General features: G+C 43.1%; 4 protein-coding genes. 1 reads left to right on the top strand and 3 read right to left on the bottom strand.

All coding sequences use genetic code 11. The annotated features are described in order from the left end of the window. Positions 1 to 137 precede the first annotated feature (137 nt). Together AC4CU0_RS11400 and sbmA are read right to left on the bottom strand one after the other, a co-directional pair. Positions 138 to 10,331 (bottom strand): Ig-like domain-containing protein, encoded by a 10,194-nt coding sequence (locus tag AC4CU0_RS11400; protein WP_490747083.1) that lies wholly within the window; start codon positions 10,329 to 10,331, stop codon positions 138 to 140. 499 nt (positions 10,332 to 10,830) lie between these two features. Then, positions 10,831 to 12,027, bottom strand: coding sequence for a peptide antibiotic transporter SbmA (gene sbmA, locus AC4CU0_RS11405; protein WP_490743175.1), 1,197 nt, complete (start codon positions 12,025 to 12,027; stop codon positions 10,831 to 10,833). Positions 12,028 to 12,486: 459 nt separating this feature from the next. Here sbmA and AC4CU0_RS11410 point away from each other — a divergent pair, with 459 nt between their 5' ends. Then, positions 12,487 to 12,681, top strand: a complete 195-nt coding sequence (locus AC4CU0_RS11410; RefSeq protein ID WP_180004283.1) for a hypothetical protein — start codon at positions 12,487 to 12,489, stop codon at positions 12,679 to 12,681. Between the two features lie 151 nt (positions 12,682 to 12,832). Here the strand turns inward: AC4CU0_RS11410 and AC4CU0_RS11415 are convergent, their stop codons facing one another. Continuing rightward, a complete protein-coding gene (locus tag AC4CU0_RS11415) occupies positions 12,833 to 15,796 on the bottom strand; it encodes a type I restriction endonuclease subunit R (protein ID WP_472584966.1) in 2,964 nt (987 codons plus the stop codon). Positions 15,797 to 15,936 lie beyond the last annotated feature (140 nt).

Below are 15,936 nucleotides of genomic sequence, written 5' to 3' on the forward strand. Positions count from 1 at the left end.
ACGTATGAGATGTATACACATGTTGTTCATTTTAATTTGATGAGTTTCACATTTTATTTGGATCTAGTGGTGTTTATGTAGAAAATAAAAAAAAGAGCCTCCGAGGAGGCTCTTTTTACATTATTCTCACTATTTAGTTAGAATAATAATTGCTGATTTTGGATTAAATCTTCTAAAGTAATTTCATTTTGCTGATTTGTTAAAACTAACAATGGCGCTGTTTCAAAATTACTACCATCACCATCTCTATCAACACTTATTATTGCCACTTTATTAGTAGCATCATAAAGCACAGATACATATTGATCTATATTCGCAGACGTCACATCTTGGTCGGCTAACAAACCAGATATATCTATTTTATCAGCCTCTTGATCAGTAGCTACATTTCCAGCATGGAAATCTTCCCACGTATCAGTACCATTTCCGCCAGTCTTATCTGCTGTATTCAACAAATCATAGATTGCGGTATCTGAACCAGCACCGCCATAAAGTTTGTCATTTCCGCCATTGCCTTGGAGTATATCATTACCATCACCTCCTCGAATAATGTCGTTAGCAGAACCGCCGATTAACGTATCATCACCATCAAAACCATACAGACGCTGATTCGTTGTCTCTGCAGACTTATCAATAATATCACTAGAAGCTGAGCCATAAGTGATAAATGTATTTCCTCCATCCAATAATCCAGGCAATACACCTAAATTCAGCAACTGGGATTGATTCGCCGTTCCAGTTAAACCATTTGAATCCGTTGCAGTGATTTGCAATGATCCTAGCAACGATAAATCAACAAGTGATGCCAATCCTCCGCTTTGAATCTGCACTGCTGACAAGAACTCATTCAGTACATCATTACTGATCGTACCGCCAGGAACTGCTGACTCTATCACAAGGTTTGCAGTTGCATTAAGCAGTACGAAAGTATTTGTACTGTCAGTACTAATCTTAAGACCTAACTCCTCTAGCAAAGCTGAACCGATAGAACCATTAGCAGCAGCTTCATAAGGACTTCCCAACAAGCCTGTTGTAGCTGCATAACTGTCTCCACCCCATACAAATTTCAGAGTGCTGGCCAGTGACACCCCATTACTCGCACTAAGTGTTAACTTCGTAATATTATTATTAGCATCAGCTGCTAATAACGGTTGCTGTTCAAATACAATTAATCCCGCAACATCCGCACCAATCAAACCTAATAAGTTTGTATCTTTAATTGCAACTACAGGTGCTACATTAGTTGTTTGTTCCGCATTTACTGTAATTGCAAAGCTATTTGAAAGCCCACTCTCATTATTAGCTTGATCTGCTGCTGTTGCTTGAATTGTATGTGAGCCTATTGACAACGGCGTTGTCAAATTATACACCCACGATCCATCTGCATTTGCAGTCACTGTACCAATAGCAGTTGTACTTCCATCAACATAGATAGACACCACACTGCCTGCTTCAGCTGTTCCATACAATGTCGGAGTCGAATCATCTATCGTACTACCAGAATTTATCAGACCCGTTACAGCCCCTGCGTCATCATAGCCCATTGTAATAACAGGCGCATCTGGCGCTGTAGTGTCTGGCGCTGTGTCCGTCGCTGCAATGGATTCGTTTTCATCCGCATCTGTTGCAGTCACGCTGATTTCTTCACCATTTGCCAATGGCGTAGCCAAGGTCACTGTGTAGTTGCCTATGCTGTCTGCTGTACCGCTACCAATCTCAGTGCCATTTTCGTCATACACCGTGATCGTTGATCCTGCTTCTGCTGTACCACTTACTGTCGTCCCATCGAAGCTATCAATCACTGGTGCATCTGGCGCTGTAGTGTCTGGCGCTGTGTCCGTCGCTGCAATGGATTCGTTTTCATCCGCATCTGTTGCAGTCACGCTGATTTCTTCACCATTTGCCAATGGCGTAGCCAAGGTCACTGTGTAGTTACCTGTGCTGTCTGCTGTACCGCTACCAATCTCAGTGCCATTTTCGTCATACACCGTGATCGTTGATCCTGCTTCTGCTGTACCTTCAACCGTTGTACCGTCAAAGCCATCAATCACTGGTGCATCTGGCGCTGTTAAATCAAGACTGGTATCCGCTACACCTGCAGTTGGATCAGATTCATTGCCTGCAACATCGGTTGCAGTCACGTTGATATTGCCACCATCGGCAACACTTGGCGCTACTGCAACGCTGTAGTTCCCCGCACTGTCTGCTGTACCACTACCAATCTCAGTGCCATTTTCGTCATACACCGTGATCGTTGATCCTGCTTCTGCTGTACCTTCAACCGTTGTACCGTCAAAGCCATCAATCACTGGTGCATCTGGCGCTGTTAAATCAAGACTGGTATCCGCTACACCTGCAGTTGGATCAGATTCATTGCCTGCAACATCGGTTGCAGTCACGTTGATATTGCCACCATCGGCAACACTTGGCGCTACTGCAACGCTGTAGTTCCCCGCACTGTCTGCTGTACCACTACCAATCTCAGTGCCATTTTCGTCATACACCGTGATCGTTGATCCTGCTTCTGCTGTACCTTCAACCGTTGTACCGTCAAAGCCATCAATCACTGGTGCATCTGGCGCTGTTAAATCAAGACTGGTATCCGCTACACCTGCAGTTGGATCAGATTCATTGCCTGCAACATCGGTTGCAGTCACGTTGATATTGCCACCATCGGCAACACTTGGCGCTACTGCAACGCTGTAGTTCCCCGCACTGTCTGCTGTACCACTACCAATCTCAGTGCCATTTTCGTCATACACCGTGATCGTTGATCCTGCTTCTGCTGTACCTTCAACCGTTGTACCGTCAAAGCCATCAATCACTGGTGCATCTGGCGCTGTAGTGTCTGGCGCTGTGTCCGTCGCTGCAATGGATTCGTTTTCATCCGCATCTGTTGCAGTCACGCTGATTTCTTCACCATTTGCCAATGGCGTAGCCAAGGTCACTGTGTAGTTGCCTGTGCTGTCTGCTGTACCGCTACCAATCTCAGTGCCATTTTCGTCATACACCGTGATCGTTGATCCTGCTTCTGCTGTACCTTCAACCGTTGTACCGTCAAAGCCATCAATCACTGGTGCATCTGGCGCTGTAGTGTCTGGCGCTGTGTCCGTCGCTGCAATGGATTCGTTTTCATCCGCATCTGTTGCAGTCACGCTGATTTCTTCACCATTTGCCAATGGCGTAGCCAAGGTCACTGTGTAGTTACCTATGCTGTCTGCTGTACCGCTACCAATCTCAGTGCCATTTTCGTCATACACCGTGATCGTTGATCCTGCTTCTGCTGTACCTTCAACCGTTGTACCGTCAAAGCCATCAATCACTGGTGCATCTGGCGCTGTAGTATCTGGCGCTGTGTCCGTCGCGGCAACGGATTCGTTTTCATCCGCATCTGTTGCAGTCACGCTGATTTCTTCACCATTTGCCAATGGCGTAGCCAAGGTCACTGTGTAGTTGCCTGTGCTGTCTGCTGTACCGCTACCAATCTCAGTGCCATTTTCGTCATACACCGTGATCGTTGATCCTGCTTCTGCTGTACCTTCAACCGTTGTACCGTCAAAGCCATCAATCACTGGTGCATCTGGCGCTGTAGTGTCTGGCGCTGTGTCCGTCGCTGCAATGGATTCGTTTTCATCCGCATCTGTTGCAGTCACGCTGATTTCTTCACCATTTGCCAATGGCGTAGCCAAGATCACTGTGTAGTTGCCTATGCTGTCTGCTGTACCGCTACCAATCTCAGTGCCATTTTCGTCATACACCGTGATCGTTGATCCTGCTTCTGCTGTACCTTCAACCGTTGTACCGTCAAAGCCATCAATCACTGGTGCATCTGGCGCTGTAGTGTCTGGCGCTGTGTCCGTCGCGGCAACGGATTCGTTTTCATCCGCATCTGTTGCAGTCACGCTGATTTCTTCACCATTTGCCAATGGCGTAGCCAAGGTCACTGTGTAGTTGCCTGTGCTGTCTGCTGTACCGCTACCAATCTCAGTGCCATTTTCGTCATACACCGTGATCGTTGATCCTGCTTCTGCTGTACCACTTACTGTCGTCCCATCGAAGCTATCAATCACTGGTGCATCTGGCGCTGTAGTGTCTGGCGCTGTGTCCGTCGCTGCAATGGATTCGTTTTCATCCGCATCTGTTGCAGTCACGCTGATTTCTTCACCATTTGCCAATGGCGTAGCCAAGGTCACTGTGTAGTTGCCTATGCTGTCTGCTGTACCGCTACCAATCTCAGTGCCATTTTCGTCATACACCGTGATCGTTGATCCTGCTTCTGCTGTACCTTCAACCGTTGTACCGTCAAAGCCATCAATCACTGGTGCATCTGGCGCTGTAGTGTCTGGCGCTGTGTCCGTCGCGGCAACGGATTCGTTTTCATCCGCATCTGTTGCAGTCACGCTGATTTCTTCACCATTTGCCAATGGCGTAGCCAAGGTCACTGTGTAGTTGCCTGTGCTGTCTGCTGTACCGCTACCAATCTCAGTGCCATTTTCGTCATACACCGTGATCGTTGATCCTGCTTCTGCTGTACCTTCAACCGTTGTACCGTCAAAGCCATCAATCACTGGTGCATCTGGCGCTGTAGTGTCTGGCGCTGTGTCCGTCGCTGCAATGGATTCGTTTTCATCCGCATCTGTTGCAGTCACGCTGATTTCTTCACCATTTGCCAATGGCGTAGCCAAGGTCACTGTGTAGTTGCCTATGCTGTCTGCTGTACCGCTACCAATCTCAGTGCCATTTTCGTCATACACCGTGATCGTTGATCCTGCTTCTGCTGTACCTTCAACCGTTGTACCGTCAAAGCCATCAATCACTGGTGCATCTGGCGCTGTAGTGTCTGGCGCTGTGTCCGTCGCTGCAATGGATTCGTTTTCATCCGCATCTGTTGCAGTCACGCTGATTTCTTCACCATTTGCCAATGGCGTAGCCAAGGTCACTGTGTAGTTACCTATGCTGTCTGCTGTACCGCTACCAATCTCAGTGCCATTTTCGTCATACACCGTGATCGTTGATCCTGCTTCTGCTGTACCTTCAACCGTTGTACCGTCAAAGCCATCAATCACTGGTGCATCTGGCGCTGTAGTGTCTGGCGCTGTGTCCGTCGCGGCAACGGATTCGTTTTCATCCGCATCTGTTGCAGTCACGCTGATTTCTTCACCATTTGCCAATGGCGTAGCCAAGGTCACTGTGTAGTTGCCTGTGCTGTCTGCTGTACCGCTACCAATCTCAGTGCCATTTTCGTCATACACCGTGATCGTTGATCCTGCTTCTGCTGTACCTTCAACCGTTGTACCGTCAAAGCCATCAATCACTGGTGCATCTGGCGCTGTAGTGTCTGGCGCTGTGTCCGTCGCTGCAATGGATTCGTTTTCATCCGCATCTGTTGCAGTCACGCTGATTTCTTCACCATTTGCCAATGGCGTAGCCAAGGTCACTGTGTAGTTGCCTATGCTGTCTGCTGTACCGCTACCAATCTCAGTGCCATTTTCGTCATACACCGTGATCGTTGATCCTGCTTCTGCTGTACCTTCAACCGTTGTACCGTCAAAGCCATCAATCACTGGTGCATCTGGCGCTGTAGTGTCTGGCGCTGTGTCCGTCGCTGCAATGGATTCGTTTTCATCCGCATCTGTTGCAGTCACGCTGATTTCTTCACCATTTGCCAATGGCGTAGCCAAGGTCACTGTGTAGTTGCCTGTGCTGTCTGCTGTACCGCTACCAATCTCAGTGCCATTTTCGTCATACACCGTGATCGTTGATCCTGCTTCTGCTGTACCTTCAACCGTTGTACCGTCAAAGCCATCAATCACTGGTGCATCTGGCGCTGTAGTGTCTGGCGCTGTGTCCGTCGCTGCAATGGATTCGTTTTCATCCGCATCTGTTGCAGTCACGCTGATTTCTTCACCATTTGCCAATGGCGTAGCCAAGATCACTGTGTAGTTGCCTATGCTGTCTGCTGTACCGCTACCAATCTCAGTGCCATTTTCGTCATACACCGTGATCGTTGATCCTGCTTCTGCTGTACCACTTACTGTCGTCCCATCGAAGCTATCAATCACTGGTGCATCTGGCGCTGTAGTGTCTGGCGCTGTGTCCGTCGCTGCAATGGATTCGTTTTCATCCGCATCTGTTGCAGTCACGCTGATTTCTTCACCATTTGCCAATGGCGTAGCCAAGGTCACTGTGTAGTTGCCTATGCTGTCTGCTGTACCGCTACCAATCTCAGTGCCATTTTCGTCATACACCGTGATCGTTGATCCTGCTTCTGCTGTACCTTCAACCGTTGTACCGTCAAAGCCATCAATCACTGGTGCATCTGGCGCTGTAGTGTCTGGCGCTGTGTCCGTCGCTGCAATGGATTCGTTTTCATCCGCATCTGTTGCAGTCACGCTGATTTCTTCACCATTTGCCAATGGCGTAGCCAAGGTCACTGTGTAGTTGCCTGTGCTGTCTGCTGTACCGCTACCAATCTCAGTGCCATTTTCGTCATACACCGTGATCGTTGATCCTGCTTCTGCTGTACCACTTACTGTCGTCCCATCGAAGCTATCAATCACTGGTGCATCTGGGGCGAGAGTATCGGTCACAGGTGGAATGATGATATCCGTTAAGTTATCGAGACGATCTTGTAAGTCATCTTTGGCTGTACTTTCAGGCAATGCATCAACTGCGTCTTGCGCAAGGTCTTTGGCATCTTGCGCATCTTTCAATGCATCTTCTAAGGTCGCTTGTTCTTCTGGCGTAATCACGCCATCTGCATTCGCGTCTGTAAGTGCATCTTTCGCTGCTTGATCTGCTGCTTCCGCTGCATCAACCAGTTCTGTGGCTAAATCCACTGGATCTTCTGTGCTGTCATCAACGCCGTTTTCATTCGCATCGTTGACTGCTGGAATGGTGATATCCGTTAAGTTATCAATACGCTCTTGGAAACCATCTTTAGCATCTTGAACAGCTGCAGGTGCAGATGGCAAGGCATTTACCGCGTCTTGGGCTGCATCTTTGGCATCTTGTGCCGCTTTGAGTGCATCTTCAAGTTCGGCTTTTTCGGTTGGGGTGATTAAGCCATTTGATTCCGCATCCGCTAATGCATCTTCTGCGGCTTGGTACGCATCTTCTGCCGCTTTCACTGCCGCTTCTGCATCCGCAATTTGCGCATCCACCGCATCATCAATACCATTGCCATCTGCATCGGTGACTGCTGGTGCTGTTAATGGCGTTAAGGCATCTAGGCGACCATTTAAGCCATCTTGGACTGGACCGGCTGCTAAAGCATCAACCAAATCCTCAGCTGTAGCTTTTAAGCCTGCCGCAGTATCAATTACATCTTGTACCGCTTGTTGTTCTGCAGCTGTGATCACGCCATTGCCATCTGTATCTGCATTGCTGATCGCGGTCTGCGCATCTGCATATGCTTCTTCCGCAGCTTTTACTGCCGCTTCGGCTGCATCCACCGCATCATCAATACCATTGCCATCTGCATCGGTCACAGGTGGAATCACGATATCCGTTAAGTTATCAATACGCTCTTGGAAACCATCTTTGGCATCTTGAACAGCTGCAGGTGCAGATGGCAAGGCATTTACCGCGTCTTGTGCTGCAGCTTTGGCATCTTGTGCCGCTTTGAGTGCATCTTCAAGTGCAGCTTTTTCCGTTGGGGTAATTAAGCCATTTGATTCAGCATCCGCTAATGCATCTTCTGCGGCTTGGTACGCATCTTCCGCCGCTTTCACTGCTGCTTCTGCATCCGCAATTTGCGCATCCACCGCATCATCAATGCCATTACCATCTGTATCGGTGACCGCTGGAATCTCGATATCCGTTAAGGCATCAATGCGATCTTGCAGTGCATCTTTGTCCGCGCTGCCTGGCAAGGCATCCACTGCATTTTGTGCTGTCTCTTTGGCATCTTGCGCATTTTTTAAGGCATCTTCTAAAGCAGCTTTTTCTTCAGGTGTGATTAAGCCATCTGTATTCGCATCAGTGAGTGCATCTTCTGCTGCTTGATACGCATCTTCTGCTGCTTCTACCAGATCTGTGGCTAAATCAACTGGATTTTCTGTGCTGTCATCGACTCCGTTTTCATTCGCATCGTTGACCGCTGGAATGGTGATATCCGTCAACGCATCCAAACGATCTTGGAAGCCATCTTTGGCATCTTGCACAGCTACAGGTGCCGACGGTAAAGCATCTACCGCATCTTGCGCTGCTTCTTTGGCGTCTTGTGCCGCTTTGAGTGCATCTTCAAGTTCGGCTTTTTCGGTTGGCGTAATTAAGCCATTTGATTCAGCCTCTGAAAGTGCATCTTCTGCGGCTTGGTACGCATCTTCCGCCGCTTTCACTGCCGCTTCTGCATCGGCAATTTGCGCATCCACCGCATCATCAATGCCATTACCATCTGCATCGGTCACAGGTGGAATCACGATATCCGTTAAGTTATCGAGGCGATCTTGTAAGTCGTCTTTGGCTGTACCCGGATCAAGCGCATCGACCGCATTTTGTGCAAGTTCTTTGGCATCTTGCGCATCTTTCAAGGCATCTTCTAAGGCCGCTTGTTCTTCTGGCGTAATCACGCCATCCGCATTGGCGTCTGTAAGTGCATCTTTCGCTGCTTGATCTGCTGCTTCCGCTGCATCAACCAGTTCTGTGGCTAAATCCACTGGATTTTCTGTGCTGTCATCTACGCCATTTTCATTCGCATCGGTCACAGGTGGAATCACGATATCCGTTAAGTTATCAATACGCTCTTGGAAGCCATCTTTGGCATCTTGAACAGCTGCAGGTGCAGATGGCAAGGCATTTACCGCGTCTTGTGCTGCATCTTTGGCATCTTGTGCCGCTTTGAGTACATCTTCAAGTGCAGCTTTTTCGGTTGGGGTGATTAAGCCATTTGATTCAGCATCCGCTAAGGCATCTTCTGCGGCTTGGTACGCATCTTCTGCCGCTTTCACTGCCGCTTCTGCATCGGCAATTTGCGCATCAACGGTATCATCAATGCCATTACCATCTGCATCAGTAACAGGTGGAATGACGATATCCGTTAAGTTATCGAGACGATCTTGTAAGTCGTCTTTGGCTGTACCCGGATCAAGCGCATCTACCGCATTTTGTGCAAGATCTTTGGCATCTTGTGCATCTTTCAAGGCATCTTCTAAGGCCGCTTGTTCTTCTGGCGTAATCACGCCATCTGCATTGGCATCAGCCAGTGCATCTTTAGCTGCTTGATCTGCTGCTTCCGCTGCATCAACCAGTTCTGTGGCTAAATCCACTGGATTTTCTGTGCTGTCATCGACACCGTTTTCATTCGCATCGTTGACTGCTGGAATGGTGATATCCGTTAAGTTATCAATACGCTCTTGGAAACCATCTTTGGCATCTTGAACAGCTGCTGGTGCAGATGGCAAGGCATTCACCGCATCTTGTGCTGCAGCTTTGGCATCTTGTGCCGCTTTGAGTGCATCTTCAAGTGCAGCTTTTTCGGTTGGGGTGATTAAGCCATTTGATTCAGCATGCGCTAAGGCATCTTCTGCGGCTTGGTACGCATCTTCCGCCGCTTTCACTGCCGCTTCTGCATCGGCAATTTGCGCATCCACCGCATCATCAATACCATTACCATCTGTATCGGTCACAGGTGGAATCACGATATCCGTTAAGTTATCGAGACGATCTTGTAAGTCGTCTTTTTCAGTACTGTCTTTTAATGCGTCAACAGCTTTCTGAGCAGCATCCTCAGCGGCTTTGGCATCGGCAAGTGCTTGCTCAAGCTTGGTCTTTTCTTCAGGGGTAATTAATCCATCCGCTTGTGCATCGGTCAAAGCATCCTTTGCGGCTTTATTTGCATCTTCTGCTGCTTTTACCGCTTTTTCTGCCGCATCGAGTGCTTGATTTGAGTTGCCCGAACCCGATGAACTATCTGAATCATTATTTGCCCAAGCTAAAATGCCTCCAGCAGTAACTAAAGGAACTAACCACGTCCATAAACCAACTGTTGAATCTGAATAGAGTAAAGGATTAATTTCATCGATCGGATTATAGTTAATTTCAAATAATCCAGCTTCATTTGGATTTGTTTCTAATAGGTATAATTTATCATCTTCTTCTAGTACAACATTGTTTTCATTCGCATTATCTGTAAAGTAATTCTCAATTATCAGTTGCTGTCCGTCTTTCATTTTTATAATTAAAGTATTTCCACTTCTCTCCATACTTAAAACATTTTCTTTTGAAGTATGTATAACAACAACAGAAGCCTCCTTTAATGAAATATTACTCGTTTGTATGTTTTCTAAAACAGAATGATGTTCTTTTGATACAACTTGGACTTGTAACATGATAATTACCCTCTGGCTTATTTATAAATATATGTTTTATATAATTTTTTAAATCACAAGCTTTATCTTATTAATCAAAAGGCATGTGAATGGACATATAACAGTTCAGCAAAGTTAAAAAAAATATTAAAGTTTTTTTCTTTATCACATTGTTAAGATGCTTCACGCCAAACAGAAAGAATGAATTTGCAAACAAATACACACCAACACCAAAATATGTGATTTTGTTTGCACTTCAAATGTAAAAAAAAGCAAATAAAATGTGATAAAATTCAACAAAAATGTAATTTTTATAAATTAATCATCAATATAGATACAATATATATACGTAAAATTACCAAAATTACATAATAAGTATTTTTATTTACATTCTTTTTATAAAATCATGAAATAAGATCTAACCTCTTTAATTTATTGATTTTATTTATTTGTAATTCTCATTAATTAAAACCATAAAAAAAACCTGTAATTAATTACAGGTCATTTTTAAGATTAAAAATTAATTATTAATTGTTTTTTCAAATGCTTTTAAACGTTTGTAAATAGAAATCAGTTCAATAATGGTTGTCCATGAGGAAATCAGGTATTGGAAGGAATCACGTACACGCCCAAAGACATTTAAAATTTGCATTAATATACCGAGCGTAATTGTTCCCGCAGCAATACTTGGAAACAAAATAAAATATCCATAAATATTATCCAGTTGCATGTACCAAATACGAACCAGGTTGAAATAAGCATAGTGAAAATATAGTCTAAAATAATTAAATCGGACTTTACCAAATAATTCTTTTAATGTGAAAGGGTCTGCTCGATCTGCATGATCTTCACCATAAACTAACTCTTTACGATATGCCGCTTCGACTTTTTGATTATTAAACTCCAAACCCGGTAGTTTATAACCCACCAGCATTAAAATAACCGTCCCTAAAACCGCCCAAAGGACTGCCGCCCAAACCAATGCATAGGCGATTTCCCCCACGACAGGTAATTTCTTTACATGTGTTGATAAAGTTAGCAGCACAGGTAGAAATGCAATTAAGGTCATCACCGATTCAACTAAGCTAACCCCAAGTCCTTCTGTGGTTTTTGCAAAGCGCATCGTGTCTTCTTGAATACGCTGTGAGGCACCTTCGATGGTTCTCAGTTTTTCCCAATGCGCAGTATAAAAGTCATTCATTGCAGTACGCCAACGAAAAACATAATGACTGACGAAAAACAGGTTCAATACAGCCAGTGTGACATACACCATGGCCACATAGAGAAAAGTCAGTATCTCAGAATATAGCATCGTCACTTCGCCCCCACCACCTGAAAGCATTTTCTGGATCAGGTCATAGAATGGGTTATACCAAGCATTGATCACGACATTACATTCCACACTAAACCAAACATTAAATAGAATAAGTGCGGTTCCCCACACTGACCATCGCTGCCAAGGATTATCTGATTTGATCTTCCAAAAGGCTGCAAAAAGCGCCGTTGCTACAAAAAACCAAACATAGAACCATAAAAATTTGGGACTCCAAAATCGGCTGACAGCAATTGGCAACTCTGCAAGATGATAATTTGCAGGTAAACCGAACATCGTCCCCCAACTATGACCACCGCTATACCATAAGGCGATATTAATTATGAACCATATAAGGAATGATCCAAAAAACCATTTTGGATTTGGAAAAAAAGATTTAAACATTAGTCCTACATTTCCCTGAATCTTTGTTTTTAGTTTGAGTTGCTGATGATAAGTTTTATTTCATTAATTTTCTTGTTCAGATTGAATATTTAACGCTGTTTAATCTGAAATTTAACAATCAAATACAAGACGACACATCATTCTGTTAGCTTAAGCATGAAAACTGAAGTTCACCTTAAATTCATTATTAATCATGCCCTTTTGATGATCTGGTCATTGTTTGTGGAACAAAAGACGCATCTTAGGACATATAATTACAGTTAAAAAGATTGTCATATTTTAAAATTATTTTTGATATCAATAGATTAAAAAACCATAATTTATTTAACCATTATTTAAACTTAAGTTATGGAATTCTCTAAAATATTTTCTGCGATGTAGCTCACGTCATTTACAAAACATGTTTCTTCACCAATAATATGCTAAGTTCAATTAACAACCTATGCTTGGGGAAGTAAAATGGAAAGTGCAATTGTTGAATTACTCAAACCAATTACATTAAATAAAGAAAATTGCAGTCCTTTGGTTTTTGAAACTGGTACCGTTCTAAAAGTGATTATGCAAACGCCAGAAGGCCTTTTGGTAAGTAATGATGACAAATTTAACTTTGTGATTTCATTGAAAGATAAGAATGAAGTTTGGCGCGAAATTTAATTTTCGCCTCACTTTGTGATTTGTTTTTAAATCATATTTATTCTAAGAAATTTAATCATACAATTATTGAATAAACAGGATAAGGTTCTTAAATTCCATAAAAAAAGAATCCTCCTTTTAAGCAAATATTTTTCATAACTTAGCTTAACGTTTAAATCCGTAAATCATATTTTTCTAAAATCGCATTGGTTTTCTGATGCAATCCCTCAAAATAGACTTTACTCACCAGTGCTGAAGGCTTGTTTTTTGGCAATGGACGAATTTCATGTGCGTGCGGAAAACGTTCAGTAAAATCAAAGCGTTGAACAACTTTTTTAAACTCATCCATCACAAGATTTTCATCTTTACAAAAAACATCGTAGGCTTGCTGTTTTTCTGCATCCCAAAACTGCTTAAATGCATCTTGAACACTTTGACCATTCAGCATTCGTGGCATTTGTTCATCAATAAACTTCTGAATCAAATCCATTTTTTTATACATTTTTCGGTCATTACTGAGTAAAGATTGGAGTTGTTGCTGCTGTTTAGCCCTTTGAATCGAGGATGGTGGCGCAGCAGCAATCATATTTAATAATGTATAAATATAATCCTGATTTACATAATCACTAATAATAAAATCTAAAGCAAAATTCACGTCACGTAGCACTGAATCTTTTTCAACTGCTGTACCTTTATTTATTCTGTCATATAAATCTTTATATTTAGATTTATAGTCTTCAAGTTCTTGCGGCACTATAACTGCGTTATCAACATCAAAGTCTGTATACATTTTCAGTTGTGAATGTAGACGAATCACATCACGAAAAGCTTGAATAAACTGCAACTGCTGACTTTCGAGTTTTAGATCATCTACTGACTGACACTCAGGTGTTATTTTTCTTAATTCACTAACACACTTATTAAATTCTGCTAATTGTTGATCCAACGGTGGCACAATCACTTGCTCAAAATTTTGGTCGTCTGCAAAAGTAGAAAGAGCTTTATCTGTTGCCTGCTTTAAATTTCTAAAACACACGACATTGCCAAAAGCTTTTGTTGGCTTATAAATACGGTTTGTACGCGAAAAAGCCTGAATTAAACCGTGATATTTTAAGTTCTTGTCGACATAAATCGTATTAAGTGGCAATGAGTCAAAACCTGTCAGGAACATATTCACCACCAACAGCAAATCAATTGGTGGCCCTTTAAGCTCCCCAACTTCTTTAGGTGGTTTAGGTACTTTGAAGTACTTAACTCGATCACCTAGATTTTTATAATATTCATAAAATCCTTCGTCGCAGTTATAGCTAGTCAGATGGCGTGTATTGAATTCTGCAATGATCCGTTCAAGTTGTGCTTTACGCCCCATATCAACTTGACTCGGCTGTTCTAGTTCTTCTTCAGAAATCGTACCTGTTGTGGAGTCATTGGCGTCGTTTGTCGTGTCCTGCGCTCCAAAAGAAAAAATCGTACCAATCACTAAAGGGGTATAAATTTCTTCCTTCTTGTCCGCTTCTGCAACCAACTCTGCTTGGACTTTGGCAAATATTGCATAATATTGAAGCAGGACATCTACTGAGCTGACACAAAACATTGAACAAAATTCGCGTTTTGCCGTTTTTTTGTCATGATTTTTTAAAATATAACGTACAATTTTTTCTAAGCGCTCAGGGTTGTCATACAGCTCTTTAGTATCGATGCCTTGTATTTTTTCATCACCAGCATTCACCTGATTAGCGGTAAATTGCCCCACATAATCAATTTGAAAAGGTAAAACATTTTTATCTGCTATCGCATCGACAATCACATATTTATGCAGTCGTTTAGGGAATAGATATTCTGTGGTGTATTTCACGCCACCAATGCTTTGACAGTTCACAGGAAAAATAGGCGTACCTGTAAAGCCGAACATTTGTGCCTGCTTAAAGAAGCGCTTGATATTTTGGTGAGTATCACCAAATTGACTGCGGTGGCATTCATCAAAAATAAATACGACTTTTTTATCTGCCAAATCAGCGATCAATTCTCTGAATTTAGGGAGTGTAATTGCGTTATTCAGCTTTTGAATGGTCGTCACGACCAATTTATCTGTGAGTATATTGCTTTCATTTTTTCGTGAGTTCAGCCGTTTACCGATGAGCTGTTCGACCAATGTTTTGGTGTTGGTCGTTTGGTCTACGCAGTCGGGAACAAAGGCATTAAACTCTTTAGTGGTTTGATTATCGAGGTCTTTGCGGTCTACAACAAAAATTACTTTTTCTATTTCTGGCAACTGACGCATGATTTCACTGGCTTTAAATGCCGTGAGGGTTTTACCCGAACCCGTTGTATGCCAAATATAAGCATGATCGGTTGAGGTTTTCACATGCTGAATCATGTTTTCAACTGCATAGACTTGATAAGGTCGTAGCACCATTAAGCATTCATTGGTTTGATGCTGAACGATGTATTTACTGATCATTTTCGTAATATGTGGTGCGTTTAAAAATGCTTCGGTAAATTTACTCAAATCATTAATTGCTTTGTTGTTTTCATCGGCCCATGGAAATGTAAAATCAAACAGTGGCGTACCGTGTGAATAATATAAGCAATTTACGCTGTTGCTAATGACAAAGAGCTGTATATAGCCAAACAAACCTTGTCCAGAGGTATAGGCATTTTTGCTGTAGTTATGCACTTGGTGAAACGCTTGTGCGATTTCTACGCCACTGCGTTTAAGTTCAACTTGTACTAATGGAAAACCGTTGATCAATAACGTTACATCAAAACGGCTGGTTTCTGTGCCACTCTCCCCGTATTGGACCGTCACTTGGTTGGTCACTTGAAAAATATTTTTTTCTGCATCATCACTTAAAAAGCGCAGTGTTTGGGTCGTACCATCATCATATTTAAGCTGGTATGAACCACGCAATAGTTTGGCTTTGCCAAAAATCGTATGTTCACTGCTCAGGTAATTCCACACCTGTCCCCATTGCTCATGTGTGAGTGGTGCAGTCAGTGCATTAAATTTTTCTATTTGATTTTTTAAGTTTGTGAGTAAGGCTGTTTCGTTTCTGTACTGAACACGTTCGTACCCTAACGTTGTTAAGTGCGCTATAAATTGGTTTTCGAGTTCAAGTTCTTTTTGGGTCGACATTTATAATACTGCTCAGTTTTTAACTATTGGTATGTATATCTTTTGATTCTAATAGATTTATTATATTTTTCAATCTTTTAAATTCATCAAATAAACATCTAAACTGATGATACAGATCACTGTTTTTTCTTTTAGGAATC

The organism is Acinetobacter sp. LipI_15 (assembly GCF_058242865.1).